The sequence below is a fragment of the Sphingobium herbicidovorans genome (genome assembly GCF_002080435.1).
Taxonomy (GTDB): Bacteria; Pseudomonadota; Alphaproteobacteria; order Sphingomonadales; family Sphingomonadaceae; genus Sphingobium; species Sphingobium herbicidovorans.
The window spans coordinates 2,587,744-2,604,310 of sequence record NZ_CP020538.1 but is presented as its reverse complement, the minus strand read 5'-3'; the positions used below and the strand labels follow the sequence as shown (position 1 = coordinate 2,604,310).

Annotated in this window: 16 protein-coding genes and 1 pseudogene; 6 read left to right on the top strand and 11 right to left on the bottom strand. The window is 58.7% G+C overall.

Annotated features, from left to right (window positions below):
* Nucleotides 1-2 precede the first annotated feature (2 nt).
* The 6 genes and pseudogenes from B6S01_RS12950 to B6S01_RS12925 all read right to left on the bottom strand — a co-directional run bounded on the left by B6S01_RS12950 (nucleotide 3) and on the right by B6S01_RS12925 (nucleotide 7,737).
* A complete protein-coding gene (locus tag B6S01_RS12950; protein WP_037467015.1) occupies nucleotides 3-1,628 on the bottom strand; it encodes a sodium/sugar symporter in 1,626 nt (541 codons plus the stop codon).
* 55 nt (nucleotides 1,629-1,683) lie between these two features.
* Nucleotides 1,684-2,534, bottom strand: a pseudogene (locus tag B6S01_RS12945) (SMP-30/gluconolactonase/LRE family protein).
* Nucleotides 2,534-4,330 carry an IlvD/Edd family dehydratase gene (locus B6S01_RS12940; RefSeq protein ID WP_037467062.1) on the bottom strand — a complete coding sequence of 599 codons (1,797 nt, stop codon included), beginning with the start codon at nucleotides 4,328-4,330 and terminating at the stop codon, nucleotides 2,534-2,536. Before B6S01_RS12940 ends, B6S01_RS12945 begins: the two are co-directional and overlap by 1 nt.
* A gap of 80 nt (nucleotides 4,331-4,410) precedes the next feature.
* Complete coding sequence (locus tag B6S01_RS12935; RefSeq protein WP_037467012.1) at nucleotides 4,411-5,340, bottom strand: Gfo/Idh/MocA family protein; 930 nt, start codon at nucleotides 5,338-5,340, stop codon at nucleotides 4,411-4,413.
* Between the two features lie 8 nt (nucleotides 5,341-5,348).
* Nucleotides 5,349-6,044 (bottom strand): FadR/GntR family transcriptional regulator, encoded by a 696-nt coding sequence (locus B6S01_RS12930; protein WP_037467010.1) that lies wholly within the window; start codon nucleotides 6,042-6,044, stop codon nucleotides 5,349-5,351.
* Between the two features lie 1,033 nt (nucleotides 6,045-7,077).
* A complete protein-coding gene (locus B6S01_RS12925; protein WP_081570405.1) occupies nucleotides 7,078-7,737 on the bottom strand; it encodes a response regulator transcription factor in 660 nt (219 codons plus the stop codon).
* A gap of 381 nt (nucleotides 7,738-8,118) precedes the next feature.
* Here B6S01_RS12925 and B6S01_RS12920 point away from each other — a divergent pair, with 381 nt between their 5' ends.
* Both B6S01_RS12920 and B6S01_RS12915 read left to right on the top strand, forming a co-directional pair.
* Nucleotides 8,119-8,415, top strand: a complete 297-nt coding sequence (locus B6S01_RS12920) for a hypothetical protein (protein WP_156103374.1) — start codon at nucleotides 8,119-8,121, stop codon at nucleotides 8,413-8,415.
* Nucleotides 8,402-10,201, top strand: coding sequence for a sensor domain-containing protein (locus tag B6S01_RS12915; RefSeq protein WP_051908327.1), 1,800 nt, complete (start codon nucleotides 8,402-8,404; stop codon nucleotides 10,199-10,201). Before B6S01_RS12920 ends, B6S01_RS12915 begins: the two co-directional genes overlap by 14 nt.
* A 140-nt stretch (nucleotides 10,202-10,341) precedes the next feature.
* Here B6S01_RS12915 and B6S01_RS12910 read toward each other — a convergent pair.
* Nucleotides 10,342-11,495, bottom strand: a protein-coding gene (locus B6S01_RS12910) for an IS3 family transposase (RefSeq protein ID WP_094182604.1) whose coding sequence is annotated in 2 segments (ribosomal slippage) — nucleotides 10,342-11,237 and nucleotides 11,237-11,495 — 1,155 coding nt in all. Because the reading frame shifts where the segments join, the coding sequence is not laid out codon by codon here.
* Here B6S01_RS12910 and B6S01_RS22125 point away from each other — a divergent pair.
* Nucleotides 11,455-11,874: a BLUF domain-containing protein gene (locus B6S01_RS22125; RefSeq protein ID WP_051908181.1), complete on the top strand. Its 420-nt coding sequence runs from the start codon at nucleotides 11,455-11,457 to the stop codon at nucleotides 11,872-11,874. The two genes, B6S01_RS12910 and B6S01_RS22125, sit on opposite strands and share 41 nt — an antisense overlap.
* 275 nt (nucleotides 11,875-12,149) lie before the next feature.
* Here the strand turns inward: B6S01_RS22125 and B6S01_RS12900 are convergent, their stop codons facing one another.
* Nucleotides 12,150-12,533, bottom strand: a complete 384-nt coding sequence (locus B6S01_RS12900; protein ID WP_037464204.1) for a VOC family protein — start codon at nucleotides 12,531-12,533, stop codon at nucleotides 12,150-12,152.
* 297 nt (nucleotides 12,534-12,830) lie between these two features.
* Here B6S01_RS12900 and B6S01_RS12895 point away from each other — a divergent pair, with 297 nt between their 5' ends.
* The 3 genes from B6S01_RS12895 (at nucleotide 12,831) to B6S01_RS12885 (ending at nucleotide 14,783) form a co-directional block, all read left to right on the top strand.
* On the top strand, nucleotides 12,831-13,283 hold the full coding sequence (locus B6S01_RS12895; protein ID WP_037464264.1) for a PA2169 family four-helix-bundle protein: 453 nt from the start codon (nucleotides 12,831-12,833) through the stop codon (nucleotides 13,281-13,283).
* A 72-nt stretch (nucleotides 13,284-13,355) separates the two neighbouring features.
* Nucleotides 13,356-13,718, top strand: coding sequence for a PRC-barrel domain-containing protein (locus B6S01_RS12890; RefSeq protein WP_037464262.1), 363 nt, complete (start codon nucleotides 13,356-13,358; stop codon nucleotides 13,716-13,718).
* Between the two features lie 210 nt (nucleotides 13,719-13,928).
* A complete protein-coding gene (locus tag B6S01_RS12885) occupies nucleotides 13,929-14,783 on the top strand; it encodes a glucose 1-dehydrogenase (RefSeq protein ID WP_037464201.1) in 855 nt (284 codons plus the stop codon).
* A gap of 421 nt (nucleotides 14,784-15,204) precedes the next feature.
* On the opposite strand, the gene B6S01_RS12880 is transcribed toward B6S01_RS12885, so the two are convergent.
* From B6S01_RS12880 to B6S01_RS12870, 3 genes are all read right to left on the bottom strand, one after another.
* On the bottom strand, nucleotides 15,205-15,753 hold the full coding sequence (locus B6S01_RS12880; protein ID WP_037464199.1) for a hypothetical protein: 549 nt from the start codon (nucleotides 15,751-15,753) through the stop codon (nucleotides 15,205-15,207).
* Between the two features lie 152 nt (nucleotides 15,754-15,905).
* Complete coding sequence (locus B6S01_RS12875; RefSeq protein ID WP_231567972.1) at nucleotides 15,906-16,208, bottom strand: winged helix-turn-helix domain-containing protein; 303 nt, start codon at nucleotides 16,206-16,208, stop codon at nucleotides 15,906-15,908.
* Nucleotides 16,209-16,288: 80 nt separating this feature from the next.
* Nucleotides 16,289-16,537, bottom strand: coding sequence for a hypothetical protein (locus tag B6S01_RS12870; RefSeq protein ID WP_037464195.1), 249 nt, complete (start codon nucleotides 16,535-16,537; stop codon nucleotides 16,289-16,291).
* Nucleotides 16,538-16,567 lie beyond the last annotated feature (30 nt).

Here is a 16,567-nt window from a genome sequence, read left to right as displayed (position 1 = left end):
GCTTACCACCAGGTCGCATAGAGGGCGATCAGAATAAGAACCACCCCGACCCCAGCCAGGTTGAACGCATTGGACGTGGCATAAGACACGTCGCCAGTGGCAATCCGGTTCGCTTCCGGCCCTGCCGGGCGGGCCAGCGACACAAAAACAGCAAGCGCCAGCGCCAGGAAGAAAACGATCATCATCCGGTCCATGAATGGCACCGCGTTCAACGGGGCCAGGAAGCCCAAACCAACCGAATTCCAGTCGAACCAGAAGATGGTCGACAGAACGACCGATGACAAAGCAGCCATGATGGCTCCCGCTTCGCTCGCGCGCTTCCAGAAGAGGCCAAGGAGGAAGATGACCGTGATGCCGGGCGTGAAGAAGCCGGAAAATTCCTGGATAAACTGAAACGCCTGCTCCGAATCACCCAACAGTGGACGGGCGGTGAGAATGGCCAGTCCGATCGCGACGCTTGCGGCGATGCGGCCCACCAGAACTAGGCGATGCTCCGCTCCCGTTGCGTTGCCATCTTCTACAGCGGACGGCAGCCCCTTCATCTTGGCATAGAGATCAAGCGTGAAGATGGTTGCGATGGAATTGATCTTGGACGCAGTCGAAGCGATGATCGCCGCAATCAATGCCGCGAATACGAGACCGAGCAGGCCCGGCGGCAGCAGCCTCATCATCGTGGGATAGGCTTGATCAGGCCGCTCCAGGCCCGGCGCGAGGACAACCGCGGCAATACCCGGCAGGACGATGACCAACGGCATCAATAACTTCAGATAGGCGGCAAATACGATGCCGCGCTGCGCTTCCGGCAGCGACTTCGCCGCCAGCGCTCGCTGGATGATATATTGGTTGAAGCCCCAATAGGACAGGTTGGCGATCCACATGCCGCCGATCAGCACGGAAATGCCAGGGAGGTCCTTATAGAAGGGATTGTCGGGCGAGAGGATCATGTCGAACTTCTCGGGAGCGCGCCGCGTAAGCTCGGCAAAACCGGCGATCGCGCCGTCAGCTCCGCCGATTTCCGACAGCGCAAGATAGGACACGGTCAGGCCGCCTAGAACAAGCAATGTCACCTGGACGATGTCGGTAAGCGCAACGGCCTTGAGACCGCCGCGCAGCTGATACACCAGCGCAAAGATACCGAGGCCAGCAAGCGCAACAGTCTGATCGACGCCCGCGACCTGCGTGACAGCGAGCGAACCGAGCCAGATGATCGACGTCAGATTGACGAAGATATAGAGCGCCAGCCAGAAGATCGCCATCAATGTGCGGACCGACGGCCCATATCGCTGCTCCAAAAACTGCGGCATGGTGTAGATTTCGTTGCGGAGGAAGATCGGCAGGAAGAATTTGCCCACGATCAACAGCGTCAGCGCCGCCATCCATTCGTATGAGGCAATGCCAAGGCCGAGCGCATATCCGGAACCCGATGCGCCAACGATTTGCTCGGCCGAGATATTCGCAGCAATCAGCGATGCGCCGATGGCCCACCAGGGCAGCGACTTGGAAGCGAGGAAATAGTCGGAGCTATCCTTCTGGTGCCCGGATTTATCACGTGACACCCATTGCGCTAGACCGAAGATGCCGATCGCGTAAGCAATAACTACAATCAAATCGATCGTGGAAAGTTTCATTATCCCCTCTCAGCCCTGCGAACCGGCATCATCCTCTAAACTCTGTCGCTTTGGTTCAGCCCGCAAACAAGCTGGCAGCCATGCCCCGAAAACCGCAGTCAACCTCGAACAACTGCCCACCATCCGCGTCAAGTCCCTCAGACGCGGAGGTGACATACAAACGATCGAGCGACGACCCGCCAAAAGCACAACTTGTGATCTGGCTTGCTGGTAGGGAAATGCTGCGGTCCAGCGTTCCATCCGCTAGGAACCGGCTGATGCGCGATCCGCCCCAGTGAGCGATCCACACCCCCCCTCAGCATCGAAGGTCATGCCATCAGGCGATCCCCAATCCTTCGGAAAGTGGAGGAACAACTCTCTCTTCCCTAGGCTGCCGTCGCCATGCAGCGGGAAATGATAGACGTTCCCGAGAACGCTGTCGGTATGGAACAGCGATCGTCCATCCGGCGAAATGGCGGGTCCATTGGCAACACAATAGCCGGTATCCACGCAAGCGAAGCTCAGATCGGGTTCGACACGGTACAAGGAACCGGCGGGGACGTCGCAGCTCATCGGCATGGTGCCTGCCCAAATGCGGCCGGCAAAATCGGCCTTGGCATCGTTCATCCGATTGGCCACCCTGCCCGGCTCCAGTGCTAGCGCCGGTTTCAGCACAAACGGCTCCAGCGACAGGTGGTAAATACCGCTTTTCAATCCCGCCATGAGGCCGCCCTGGCCTCGCTCGATCACCCAACCGATCGGCTCAGGCATATCCCAGTGACGAAGCGTGCCGGTGGAAGGGTGAAGACAGTGGAGGCGCTGACTGAGGATATCGACCCAATAAAGCGCCTGCTCCCTGACGGACCAGAGCGGTCCTTCGCCGAGCCGGTCGGTCGCCGGTCTGGCAATGATCTTCACATCCTGCATCAGTGGCTATCCCGGGGCAATCCCCGCTCCTGCGCGATGCGTTGATATTTCACCGCAGGCTCCAGCACCGCTCCGGTATCGAACTGACCCACGAGCTGGCGCTGGATCTCCTGCCACGGTGTCTGCGCCTCGGGATAATCGTAGCCGCCGGAGCCACCCAGACTCGCACGCCGCTCAACCAGTTCGGCATCTGAGACCAGCAAGTTCACCCGCCGCCTGCCAACATCCACCCGAATGCGATCGCCGGTTCTGACCAGCGCCAAACCACCACCGACGGCGGCTTCCGGCGCGGCGTTGAGTATCGACGGACTGCCGCTCGTCCCGGATTGCCGTCCATCGCCGATACAGGGCAGCGCATGGACGCCCGCACGGATCAACGCCGCCGGTGGCCGCATGTTGACGACTTCGGCACCACCCGGATAGCCGACAGGACCAGTCCCGCGGATCACCAGCACTGTCCGCTCGTCAATACCCAGGGCGGGATCATCGATCCGGTGATGATAATCCTCCGGCCCGTCGAACACGACCACCTTCGCCTCGAAGGCGTCCGGATCGGCAGGGTCACTGAGATAGCGCTCACGAAACTCGTCCGAAATAACGGACAGCTTCATGACGGCCCCGTCGAACAGATTGCCAGACAGGACGGTCAGTCCGGCGGCGAGCTTCAGTGGGCGGGAGAAAGGACGGATGACTGCCTCGTCCAAGATCGGGACATGACCCACATTGTCGGCCACGCTCCGTCCGTTGCAGCAGACCGCTTCGCCATCGAGCAGGCCTGCGCGGTACAGCTCACCCATAACGGCTGGAACACCGCCCGCCCGATAATAGTCCTCACCCAGATATTCGCCCGCAGGTTGCAGATTGACCAGCAAGGGCACGTCCGCCCCTTCGCGCGTCCAATCGGAGAGCGTGAGTTCCACTCCGACATGGCGCGCGATGGCGTTGAGGTGGATGGGCGCGTTCGTCGATCCTCCGATGGCGGAGTTCACCTTGACGGCGTTCAAGAAGGCCGACCGGGTCAATATGTCGGACGGCTTACGATCGGTCGCGACCATTTCCACAATCTGCTTGCCCGTTTCATAGGCCGCTTCCTGTCGATCACGATATGGTGCGGGAATCGCTGCGGACCCCGGCAGCGACATGCCCAGCGCCTCCGCCAGCGAATTCATGGTCGTTGCCGTGCCCATGGTGTTGCAATACCCGGTCGAAGGCGCCGAGGATGCCACCAGCTTGATGAACCCGGCATAATCGATTTCACCGGCAGCGAGCATCTCTCTCGCTTTCCAGACGATAGTGCCAGATCCCGTCCGTTTGCCCTCGTACCAGCCGTTGAGCATCGGCCCCACCGATAAGGCGATGGCCGGAATGTTGACGGTTGCCGCCGCCATCAGCGCCGATGGTGTGGTCTTGTCACACCCGATCGTGAGCACCACCCCGTCCAGCGGGTAGCCGTAGAGCAATTCCACCAGCCCGATATAGGCAAGGTTCCGGTCCAGACCCGCCGTGGGGCGCTTGCCCGTCTCCTGCAAGGGATGCGTCGGGAACTCGATCGGGATGCCGCCCGCATCCCGGATACCGTCCCTGACACGCTGTGCGAGCACCAGATGATGGCGATTGCAGGGGACAAGGTCGCTCCCCGATTGGGCGATGCCGATGACCGGCCGACCCGACTGCAACTCTTCCAGCCCATACCCATAGTTGAGATAGCGCTCGATATAGAGAGCCGTCATGTCAGGGTTGGCAGGATTGTCGAACCATGCCTGAGAACGCAACTTTCTCCCACCCTCCTCGGCCATCGCGTCTTCCTTATTCGCCATCATCAACCGATGTGCGGTCTATAAGTATATTATTAATATGACAAGCGCCATTGGGCTACTCAACTGTCCCATAGAAAGTTGGGCGCCTGCTTTGTCTCACCGAGAAAAAATGCGTCCGCCACCAGCCGGAAAGGTCGCAGATCAACGTCGCTCTCGCCATTGGCGATGAGATCGGCAAATTGATCGTAGAGCCGCGCATATTCCGGGCGGTCATCCTCCAGGGGCTGCTCAACCCCGCCGATCGCCCAGTGAGAGCCACCGTCGAGCAGGGTCGCCCGTTCCGTCGCGGTCTCAATGTCGATGGTCCAGCTTTGTGGCCCCCGCTGATCAAAGGAAAATTGAACCGAGACATCATGGCCCGCCGACGCCTCTATCATCAGGCTGGCGGCGATGGGCGCAGAGCGATTGGCAGGAATCGAGAGGAGACTTTCCCTCACGGACAAATCCGACGGGAGGATCTCGGTCAGGATCGACAATGCGTTAATCCCCGGATCGAAGACGCCAACACCTGGGCTCCATATCCACTCCTGGCCCGGATGCCAGACCCGCACATCCTCCAGCCAATTAATTGTCACATGACGGACGGTCTGCCCGACAAGCCACCGGCGCATCGGCTCGACCGCAGCGGCGCAACGTGAATGCCAGCTCTGCAACAATGTCCTGCCAGCGTTGCGCGCCGCTGGCGCAAACATCTCGGCCTCGGCCAACGTTTTGGCGGGCGGCTTTTCCATCAGGACATGAAGGCCCAGCGAAAACGCCTCCTTTAACAAGCGGAGCCTATCCACGGGGGGCGTACAGACGGCGATTGCGGCCAGGTCAGGGACAGCCGACTTGAGCGACGTCAGGTCACCGCGAACTGGAACGCTCAAATCGCTCGCATGCGAGGAAACCGCGCCAGCCAGATGAAAGTGCGCAGATGCGGCGATGGTAGGCATGTGCTGATCGCACGCAATCTTGCCGACACCGACGAGGGCGATGGGGATGCTCATTCAGTTTCTCATTTTCCTGCTGGTTGATCGATCAGGAGGAGGACATCGTTGATCAGCTTGGTCATCGCAGCGCTGGCACGCGTCGGCTCGCGCGCCTTGATGGCGTCATGAACCATGGCGTGCTCAGCGATGTTCGCCGACCGGCCAGCCAGGCGATTGGTAAAGCGGATGGACGTTCGCAGGGCCGTCGCGACCACATCTCGAAACTGCGCGAAGAAGGGATTGTTGGACGCCCGCAAAATCGCGACGTGAAATGCGATGTCGGCGTCGAGTGTGTCGTCTTCTCCTTTTTCCGCAGCACTCATGCGATCGAGCCCATCGCTGATCGCAGTAATTTGCTGCGGCGATGCACGCACGGCAGCTAGAGCTGCTGCCTGCGGCTCGACTGCAATACGCAACTCTGTAAAGTGCCGGAGGAGGTCATAGGACAGCTTTCGATCAAGCAGCCAGCGGAGAACATCGGGGTCGAACAGGCTCCACGATTCTTCGGGCAAGACAAAGGTGCCCTGCTTGGGACGTGCACCGACCAGCCCCTTGGCCGCCAACATCTTGACCGCCTCGCGCGTCACGGATCGGCTGACGCCATGCTCCTTTGTCAGATCCGCTTCACTAGGAAAGGGACGATCCGCATAATCTCCCGAAACGATCGCCCGTCCCAATGCGTTTTGAAGCCCATAAGTTAGATTACGCCCAAATTCCTGCACATTTCACCTTGGTTGGTTGAGGCCCACTTTTCAGAAGGTCGCATAACCGCATATCATATTAATAGGATATAGTCACCAAGTCGCAGAAAAACCCTCGCCCGCCTTTTCCCTGAGCCTGACATTGAGGGGTATCGGCTCCCTATTATCGCCGAGGAAGCGAAGCGAGGTGCGAGCGTGCTGCCTAGCAGGCCTGGTGGCGGTGGAGCAGGTTCAATTCGCGGTAGCGCTGGAGTGGATGGAAGAGGGATGGATTTGGCTCACCCTCTTCAAGTCCGACCTCAAATGACCAACCGCGTCAATCATTGAATACCTATCCCTCTTACCTTCGTGCGCGATTTGCCGAACACTGCACTCTCTATCCCCGCACGTGAGCGCGCCCTTGCGTGCGCTCACGGCCGGCGAGTTATTTGCGACGTTCGCGAGAACAACTTCAAAACCGATCCGAGCGCCATCCGGATGGCGCAGCACATCCATTCATTGATATTTCCAAGCTAAGCCGATTTGGCTCTAATTACGTCACCATTTCGGTGGTTACCCGGTGATTACCTTTAAGAAAAAAAGACTCTGATTGTCGAGATTAAGCACTAAATTTCAATTAGATAGTTCAAAACGAGCACGAAGTGTGGTATTTCCGCTATAGACGTAGGTAGATCCTACTTTAGTATTGAAAATAAAGGCTTTTTATAGTTCGCCCTACGCCAGACTTGTAGTCCTTCAGCGGTGATTTCCGCTACGGGGAGGGCTTACAGATTGGTGTGACGCACAATGCGGGATCACGGAGCCGCAATCGCATATGGCCACCCTTAGGCAGCGAAAGAGCAAAGCCTGCCATATCCTCCTATTTGGAGGGAGGCACAATCTTTTCACCTAATTCCATGGTCTTTGCTTCCGCGTCAAAGCCTTCAGCGATGGTATGCAAATTATTGCTAGTCGCCTTGTCACTCACTTCCCGAGCGATACGTCGGAACCGCCTTGCGCGTGACAGTAAATAAGAATGACCTCTCTCATCCATGCCGCTGCCTTTCAAATCAGATCACCCTGACTCCTTGCCCGCAGCAATCAGGATCCGCGCGCCCTGAGCGGATTTTGCCGCTTCATACCTCGACAGAAGGGCCACCGCTGCCACTGAATTAACTACATTCAACTTCTTGGCGATAGTCGCTCGATGGGTCTCAACGGTTCGTACGCTCACCCCAAGCCGATCTGCGATTTGCTTGTTCCCGTCCCCCTCGGCAACGAGGCGGAGAACCTCAACCTCCCTGCAAGTCAGGCGGGACAGCAAAGCCCTGTCCTGCTGCATTTGATCCGCCACCACGCGTCGTTTGGACAAGATTTCCAGGCAGCCTTCAACCACACTGCTCAGTTCCTCGTCGGAAATCGGCTTGACCAGAAAATCGGTTGCTCCGCGCCGAATGGCAGCAACGGCGATATAAACGTCAGCGAATTGGGTCATCGCGATGATAGGCGACGCTATCGCGGTCCTGGCCACGGCTTCGATGATGTCGAAGCCATTTTCAGTGCCGTTGCCAACGTCCATGAAGACCAGCCCCGGCGCCAGGTTGACGCAATCTTCAAGAAAATCGGCATGCGCCATAAACGACCGCGTCTGCAATTCGAAGTCGCCTAATCTGCGGTAAAGATCGAGGCGAGACGCCTTGTCAGCGTCTACGATATAAGCGTAATTACAGGTCACGTGTGATCTCGCATCAACAGGCTAGTGCGCTTGGTTGACCCGACCGCTGTCCTGGATGCCTAGCTACTTGCCGGGACTCTTTCACATTTTCTGTTGATAAACCAGCCAAATGAGACGGGTTGCGGTAAACACGTACGGGTTCTCCGAAGAGCAGCTTCAGGCCAAAGTTTACTCACCGAGCATATTCTTCCTTGCACAGAAAAAAGCCTTTGGGGAGGAGAGCCTATGTCATTCATATGCTCCAAGCAGTTCCGGTCCACCAGAATGTGCGGGCTGCAAGAACACGAGCCCTTGCAGCTTGGAAGGCCGGCATACGCTCTGTTGCGAGCGCATTTGGATGCCCTGCCAAACAAAGCCTGGTGGTCAAGCCAAGATGGCAGGATGAAGATTTTCAACTCAGAATGGATTGAATTTACCGGCACGAACTTCTTTGAGCACGGCTTATTCAATGAGTATAGTTCGCTTCACCACGACGATATTAGATCAATGAATCGCGCGGCCGCGGCTTTATTCTCTACTCAGGAAAGTCAATGTGTCCAATGCCGACTAGCAGATGCACGCGGGAATTATCAGCGATTTAACGCTGAATTTCGCGCTCATCCCGTTTACGCTGGTCGTGCGGAAGGTATCGTCGTAGAATTCATCACTTCTGAGGACGGCGTTGATGCTGCACAATAAGCATTTCGCCGGCGTCCTCGCTTCAGAACCACTCTCGCCTGGCGATTCGGAACAGAACCCCGGCGCCATAAGGCCGCGTTCCTGCGAAACGATGGCTGTTTCGCTCCTTGGTGAGATGGTGAGCCAGTCCCCGCACGCGGCGTTCCTGCTCGATTCGGCATGGCACGTGGTCCGCTTCAATGATCGCTGCGGTTCTTTTTTTCGCAATGATCCATCAAAACTGCCGGGTTCGTCTCTGCATGATATGGCGCCTTCCGAACTTATCAACGTGGTGCAGTCACTCCTATCGGTCGAGCAGTGCAATCAAATCGAAGTAGAGTTTAAATCACCTTCACCAGACCTACGAAGCGCTTGGCGTGAAGTGGAAGCGACACGCGTAATCCATGGGCTGGACTGGTACGTACTCGTCGTATTGCGGGACATTACGGGCAGGAAAGAAGCGGAAGCGAGACTGCGTCGCCTGTCTTTTGAGGATGCGGTCACGGGGCTGCCTAATCGTGCCGCTTTCCAGGAAGAAATAGAAAAGCGAGTAAAGGCTCGAAAGCACAGCGGCGGCGGATTTTCTATGCTGCTTTGTGATCTGGATAACTTCAAATATATCAATGATACTCTGGGCCACGATGCAGGAGACGCGCTGCTCCGCAATGTTGCGGTTCGGCTGAACAACGCTGTTCGTCCGAACTTTGCCGCCCGGCTGGGTGGCGACGAGTTCGCGGTGTTGACGGCGGCGAACACGAAGGAGGACCTTGAGGCGCTAAGCCGGAAGATTTTCTCAGCCCTGAGTTCGCCTTTCAGCTTCAAAGATCGATCTGTCGATTGCCAAGCCAGCATCGGCGCAGCCACATTCCCTCGCCACGGACGTTCAAGTTCAGAACTTTTCAAAGCAGCCGATATTGCGCTTTATGACGCGAAGCGCCTGCGTCTCGGCTCCCTCAGCATATTCAGGAACGAGCTTCGCCAGAAGCTGCAAATCGATGCATCCATGATCAACGTGGCTCGGACGGCTTTGTCCGGGGGACGCATAGAGCCACATTACCAACCCAAGCTGTGCTTTCTCACTCATGCTGTGGCTGGTTTCGAAGCCCTGCTTCGGTGGCGCTCGCCGGCTGGCAAGATCAATTCCCCGCAAGCAATCTCGGCCGCGCTCGAGGAACCCACGCTAGCATCAGCGATCAGTGAACGCATCATAAGCAGCGTGCTGGACGACATCTGCGCCTGGCAGAGGGAGGGCCTGCCTTATGGTCACGTCGCGATCAACATTTCGGCAGCAGACTTAAGCGACAGCGGCTTCGCAGAGCGCCTTTTGGGTCGGCTTCATCGCAGCGGCATTCCTCCTTCTCGAATACAGGTAGAAGTGAGAGAAACCGTGTTCCTGGGGCGGGGCGCCGAACATGTGGACGAAGCACTTCAGTTGCTCAGCGAAGAAGGAATATCAATCGCCTTGGACGATTTCGGAACTGGCTACGCGTCCTTGTCCCACCTCAAGCAATTTCCTGTCGATATCATCAAGATCGACCAATCATTTATTAAAAACATCCACATCAGCCCGGACGATACTGCAATCGTGGCGGCTCTGGTCAATTTAGGCCGTAACCTGGGCGTGAAGTCGGTAGCAGAAGGGATCGAAACGCCCGCTCAGCATGACGCCGTGGTCGCCATGGGATGCAACTTTGGGCAGGGATTTTTGTACGCACCAGCAAAAACATCTCAATGGGTCGTCTCTTTGCTGAAGCAGGATCAGCCCGGTAGGCTGTTGTTCCCCAATGATCCAAGGAGCCCACGGTGAAGTCCATTTTATATGTCAGTCGGTCGCTTGTCCCCGGCGAAATCGCCGAGGAGGAGGTAAACTCCATGGTAAAAAGCGCTCGAATCCGAAATGGCATAATGGATGTGAGCGGATTGACCTGCCCCCCGCTGGTCCCGCGGTCATAACGAGAGTCCACCGGTTTGATATTCGTGCTGTCCCACCGGCACAAGCGCGCCGGGTGGGACGCTTCCATTTTGCAGGAACGCCCGGCGCGCTTGTGCCGGTGTTCGGTTCCCCAGGGATGAGTGCGGTCTGACGTTGTTATAGTCATAGCGCCAGACAGCCAGCTTGCGGCGGGCGTCGGCAAGGCTGTCGAACAGTTCCTCATTCAAGAGCTCGTCGCGCAGCGACCCATTGAACGATTCAATGAACGCATTCTGCTGCGGCTTGCCGGGATCGATGTAGTGCCACTCGACCCGGTTCTCGCTCGCCCATTTCAGGATCGCCCGGCTGGTGAACTCGGTCCCGTTGTCGCTGACGATGCAAGTCGGTTTGCCATATAGCCGCACCAGCGTGTCCAGCTCGCGCGCCACCCGCACGCCGGAGATGCTGGTGTCACCTACGAGGCAGAGGTTTTCGCGACAGAAGTCATCGTTGATCGCCAAGATGCGCAGCCGGCGGGAGGCGCCGAACGTATCGGCCACGAAGTCCATCGACCAGCGGGCGTTCGGCCGCAGCGGGACCGGCATCGGCGTTCGACTGCCGCGAGCCCGCTTGCGCCCGCGCCGGCGGCGGACCGACAGACCCTCCTCCCGGTACAGCCGGTAGAGCTTCTTGTGGTTCATGATGTGCCCCTTGCGTTCGAGCATCACGCCGACGCGCCGGTAACCGAACCGGCGACGCGCAGCGGCGATCTCGCGCATCTCCTCGCGGATCTCGGCGTGGTCGGGCGGACGTTCTCGCCGGACCGTCTTGGGATCGACGCCAACCAGCCCGCAAGCCCGGCGCTGCGAGACCTCGTAGTCCCGCATCACGCCGAGCGCTGCGTCCCGTCGCTGGCCTGGCGTCGTCAGACTTTTCCCAACAGGTCCTTCAGGATCGCGTTGTCCAGCACGCTCTCGGCGAGCAACCGCTTGAGCTTCGCGTTCTCGTCCTCCAGCTGGCGCAGCCGCCGTGCATCGGACACCTCCAGGCCGCCGTACTTGGCCTTCAGCTTGTAGAATGTCGCCGGGCTCAGCCCATGCTTGCGGCAAACCTCCGCCGTGGGGAGCCCGGCCTCCTGCTCCTTGATCATGCCGATGATCTGCTCCTCGGTGAAACGGCTCTTCCTCATTCGTCTGCTCCTTCGTTGGGGCAGACTCTACATCAAATCGAGGGAGCCAGCGGGGGGCAGGTCAGGATCTCTGATTTATACTGGTGCACGGTTCGCGCAGTTGCTGGAAGGACCGGGCAGCTCAGTAGATGAGATCATGGCTAGCATTCAAAAAGATAAGCGTCACGATCAGATAACTCTATTACCTGTTCCCCAACGATCGGTTAGACGCTTTGGGAAATGGACGATGGCGTACGCTGGACGGTCGCTATACGTGGATCGACATGTGAAGCGGCACTTCCAACATCTCCGGGGCGAAGAGCAAGTGGAAGAGTGCGAAAGACTTATCGAGCTGATGTGGGCGCTAAACCAAAGCATGCCAGTGCCGTCGATCTCCTGACGGCATCAGCGAATGTCACCTGGCCTACCTATGATCCAGCAGTCAGCGATAACTTCCTATGCACCCTCTCCACGCCGATGTTTCCCCGCTACCGTAGCGGCATTTTCATGATTCGCCGCGTGAAATCAATTGTAGCCAAGCCTAGATACTTGCCCGTGATTAATCTTGGCGAGCATTTGTAGGATTTTTATATAAGCCTATCCGAATTATGTCTTAGCAGGACCTGACACCCTAGCCGCTAGAGAAGCGCCTCGGGCAGCCAGCGGCGATGCTGCTCAAACGGCTTGTACAAGTTCGATCTCAAGGTCTTGACCAGTCCTGATTACCGCCATGCGGACTCCAGCTTCCAGGAAACTGGTTGGCTGCATCAGAACTGACGCGCCAGCCGCCACGCCAGCCTTTAGAGCCTTATCGACATCATCCAGCCGGATTTGGATGGTCGCTCCCATAGCGTTCGCGCTGCCTTCGCTCGGTTGGAGAAACTTGAGCAGCAGCCCGTCCTCTCCAGGCAACGCCATAACTGTTTCCGCGAAAGCATCCCCGACGGCGCCGCCGTAACGGTGAGTGACCTCGAATCCGAACACGTCTCCGAAGAAACGCTCGCACGCCGCAAGATCCGAGGTCTGCAATTTGACCGCTGCAAGTTTAGGCCTGGTCATGCGCTCATCCGTGCCCGATGGAAATGGCTCGGCACTGTTGTAGCCTCACCGGAGCGCAAGTCCAGTCACGAGCCCGGGTGATCCTTGGCAACCCTGCGCGATCAGGCCCGGCTCGAGGCCCTCGATATAAAATGAGCGCATAAAATTGCGCGTTGCTGCCGCTACTGTCGGTCGATGATCCTTGTCCCCGCGCTGTTGGCCGGCATGGGCTTCATGGCTTCCCGCATGGCCGGTGCGACGGAACGGCGGGGAGCACGGGGCGTTCACGACACACCTCCGGCATCGAAGGATGAAACTATGACCACCAGTACCAAGGACGTCGGCGTGCTCAACACGCTAATCGCTACTCTTCTCGACAGCGTCGAAGGCTACCAGAAATCGGCAGGCGACATCGCCAACCAAACTCTTGCCGACAAGTTCAACGCGCGCGCTCGTGAGCGTCAATCCGCGGTTACGAAGCTTCAATCCGCGGTGGCGGCCGCAGGCGGCAATCCAGAGGACGATGGTACGCTACTTGGTGGCGCTCATCGCGCTTTCCAAAGCCTTAGAGAGGCCGTGACGGGCCGCGATGACAAAGCAATCGTGGCTGAGATCGAGCGCGGCGAAGACTATCTCAAGGCGAAGTTCGAGACCGCTCTTGCGGAAGTCGACCTGTCGCCCACCGCAAGGACCGCGGTGGACGACGCGTGGCAGTCGGTCCGGGCTGGCCATGACGAGATGAGTGCGCTGAAGCATTCAATGGGAGGCTGATTTTCATGAGGGCCGGGACTCAGTTTGACCGGCCCTCACAATCAGCAGCAGCTGTCGCAAAAGGACCCGGTCATGACAGAATCCCCCGTTGCAACGCCGACGCTGGTTGAAGCAACCACCTCCGGTTTAAAGGTGCGGTCACGCGATGGTGATAGCCTCGGCCACGTCAAGGCGCTTATGGTGGACAAGCGTTCAGGTCAGTCGACCTATGCCGTGCTAAGCCTTGGCGGTTTTCTCGGTTTCAACCAGAGCTTCTATCCTGTTCCATTCAGCTTGCTCGCCTATGAGACGGAAGGCGACGATTATATCGTCACAATTGACAGGCGAGTGCTTGAGGGCGGGCCGAGCTGGGCGAATAACGCTCCGGAGTTCAACCAAGCCTATGCCGACCGCGTGTCCAGCTATTATGGCACTGCTCCTGCGATTATCGGCTAGGCTTCACCCGCCCCAGGCTGTCGTCGGTCCCAAGGCAGTTTTATTCTTCCGGTGCGCTTAGCGTCCCGTGCGTGCGGTCGGAGGTCGCGCCTTCCTTTTGCGGCGCCTGACGCCGCCAATCTGGAGCCGCCTGCTCAGTTGCAGCGTAAATATAGACGCCGCTGAACCATCCCTTTCCCCACGTGTTGGCCGGGGGAAAGGAGATGTGCGATGTCCGACCATCATGAAGAGATGATCAACGAAGACGCCCTGCCCGGCCACGAAAGCAAGCTGGAGCCAAAACCCGAATGGGAACCCCGCTATCCCGGCTCCGGTCGGCTCGCGGGCAAGGTCGCCCTGGTCACCGGCGCCGACAGCGGCATAGGCCGCGCGGTCGCGGCCCTCTATGCCCGTGAAGGCGCGGACGTCGCCATCCTCTATCTGTGCGAGCATGACGACGCCAGGAAAACCGCGCAGATCGTCGAGGGCGAAGGCCAGCAGGCGCTCACCATCGCCGGGGATATCGGCGACAAGGCGTTCTGCGAAGACGCCGTCAAAAAGGTCATCGACCGTTTCGGCCGCCTCGACATCCTCGTGAACAATGCCGGCGAACAACATCCCGATCAGGACATCACCGACATCACGGAGGAACAGCTGCGCCGCACGTTCCAGACGAACATCTTCGGCATGTTCTTCCTGACGCAGGCTGCCCGCCCGCACCTGAAAAAAGGCGCGGCGATCATCAACTGCACCAGTGTCACCATGTATCGGGGATCGTCGGAACTGCTGGACTATAGCAGCACCAAGGGCGCGATTACGGCCTTCACCCGCAGCCTGTCGGAAAATCTGGTGAAGGACGGCATCCGCGTCAACGCCGTCGCCCCCGGCCCGATCTGGACGCCGCTCAACCCCAGCGGCGGCGCCAGTCAGGAGAAGCTGGAGCATTTCGGCGAATCGACCCCCATGGGCCGCCCCGGCCAGCCCAACGAAGTCGCCCCGGCCTTCCTGTTCCTCGCCTGCGAGGACTCCAGCTACATGTCGGGTCAGGTCCTTCACCCGAACGGCGGAACGATTATAAACGGTTAGCGATCATTTTATTCATCGCGCGCGTGAACTAATCGCCAAATCAAGCATTTAGTGCACGCAGATTCCGCTGCATTCCTTGATGGCCCCGCCCGATACAAGCCCGGGCAGGGCCGTTCTTGTGTCTGAATCCAAAGAATAACTGATTGAGATTATATAGTTTTTCTTGATTTTATCACTTTTGATATATGGCACCCCGGCCCTATCCATGACCTATTGGGAGCGCAGGTTTTCCTGCAGTGCGACCCAAACTGGCCCCGTCTGTTCAGGCGGGGCTTTTTGCTTCAGCCCAAGCGTGGCTATCGGCCCGCCGCTCGATCCATCGCCCGCGAGGATAAAGCAACGGCGCGGCGAGCCATGCCCACCACGCCGTCATCGCTTCAAACGGTAGCGCCCGTCCTCTTGGACAAGCGCCTCGCCGCTTTCAGTTCGCCTTGCTCATGTCCACCTTCTCCACCCATTCGGGATAGAAGGTCGGCTCGCGATTGGACCAGCCCACCGCCGTCGCCGCCGCCTCGCTGATCGACTGGAGCAAAGCCCGGCGCTTTTCGGGATGAAGGTGCGGCAGGCTCGCCGCCGCGCAAAAGGCTCCCGGCAGCCATGGGCGGGACCCCGCGCCCAGCAACCGCTCGTACAGGAAACGATAGGAGGAAAAGCTGCACAGCCTGTCCTGGCCCAGGTCAAAGGCGGAAATCGTCACCAGCGGGGCCATGAACGGCTCCATCTGGTCAAGGCCGCTGTCGTCGGGCACGCGTGCCTTTATCTCGTCGATGCGCCCATAGATGCGGGCCTGCGCGCGGATGCTCGCTTCCTCCACCATGTCGCGCGACCACAGCTTCATGGCGTCGCGGCGGTGGAGGCCGATATCCAGCGATCGGCGGATATAGCGCTGCGTGGCAGACGGGAAACTGGCGAATTCACGCAATTCAGCCAGTGTAATGGCCCCGTCAGCCGGTCTTGCATTGGTGCCCATGCTCTTGCCCTCCGACTTCAAGTCGATCGACAGATCATGCGCCCTTCATGGTTACTGTAAGATTAAGCGCCGACCGCGTCGACTTTTACAAGGAATCATGTTTCGTTGTGCGGTGCAACATGTAAATTTTGTGAATGCGCCGAATGGAATAGCTATCCGCGCGGCGGCAACGGTTCTCCTCTCACCTGTTGTGCAAGATCGGGCCAGTGCGTCTGGCCCGCCGCGCTGGCCGTGGCCTTCTGCAATCCGCGATATTGGGCCAGTACCTGCTGTCCCAGTTCGGTCACCAGCGCGCCCTCGGTCGACGTCGCCACCAAAGGCCCGGCCCAACAACGGTTCATGACATCCACAAGCATCCAGCATCGCCGATAGCTCATCTTGAGCTTGCGGCCCGCCGCCGAAATCGAACCCTCGCTGGCGATGGCGTCCAGCAGGTCGGCCTTTCCCGGGCCCATCGCGATCTCGTCACCGCAATAGATCTGGGTCTTTATCCTCAGTTTCGGCCCGCTCATGCTTCGACCACGCGTTTAACGCCCTACGGCCGCCGCTCCAGTACCGCGCCGATCATCCTGCGCCATGTCGCGACATCGCCCGCCTGGGCCATCTGCTCGTCCGGTTCGCGTAATGTGTGAAGGATCGCATAGGCGTCATCGACATGATCGGGCCAGCTCGCGTCCACGGCTCCCGACGCGTGCGGATCGCTACCCTCGCCATTCAGGCTCAACTGGCGCCCCGCCAGCACACGGGCAATGCGTTCGATCGCGGGGGTAGTGGAAGTCGGCATCAACAAGGCTCCTCTCGCCGGTGATGCGAA

Coding starts and splice junctions, on each gene's coding strand:
- B6S01_RS12950 (WP_037467015.1), bottom strand. CDS start 1,628: ATGAAACTTTCCACGATCGATTTGATTGTAGTTATTGCTTACGCGATC.
- B6S01_RS12940 (WP_037467062.1), bottom strand. CDS start 4,330: ATGGCCGAGGAGGGTGGGAGAAAGTTGCGTTCTCAGGCATGGTTCGAC.
- B6S01_RS12935 (WP_037467012.1), bottom strand. CDS start 5,340: ATGAGCATCCCCATCGCCCTCGTCGGTGTCGGCAAGATTGCGTGCGAT.
- B6S01_RS12920 (WP_156103374.1), top strand. CDS start 8,119: ATGAAGATTTTCAACTCAGAATGGATTGAATTTACCGGCACGAACTTC.
- B6S01_RS12915 (WP_051908327.1), top strand. CDS start 8,402: ATGCTGCACAATAAGCATTTCGCCGGCGTCCTCGCTTCAGAACCACTC.
- B6S01_RS22125 (WP_051908181.1), top strand. CDS start 11,455: ATGCCGATGATCTGCTCCTCGGTGAAACGGCTCTTCCTCATTCGTCTG.
- B6S01_RS12900 (WP_037464204.1), bottom strand. CDS start 12,533: ATGACCAGGCCTAAACTTGCAGCGGTCAAATTGCAGACCTCGGATCTT.
- B6S01_RS12895 (WP_037464264.1), top strand. CDS start 12,831: ATGACCACCAGTACCAAGGACGTCGGCGTGCTCAACACGCTAATCGCT.
- B6S01_RS12890 (WP_037464262.1), top strand. CDS start 13,356: ATGACAGAATCCCCCGTTGCAACGCCGACGCTGGTTGAAGCAACCACC.
- B6S01_RS12885 (WP_037464201.1), top strand. CDS start 13,929: ATGTCCGACCATCATGAAGAGATGATCAACGAAGACGCCCTGCCCGGC.
- B6S01_RS12880 (WP_037464199.1), bottom strand. CDS start 15,753: ATGGGCACCAATGCAAGACCGGCTGACGGGGCCATTACACTGGCTGAA.
- B6S01_RS12875 (WP_231567972.1), bottom strand. CDS start 16,208: ATGGGCCCGGGAAAGGCCGACCTGCTGGACGCCATCGCCAGCGAGGGT.
- B6S01_RS12870 (WP_037464195.1), bottom strand. CDS start 16,537: ATGCCGACTTCCACTACCCCCGCGATCGAACGCATTGCCCGTGTGCTG.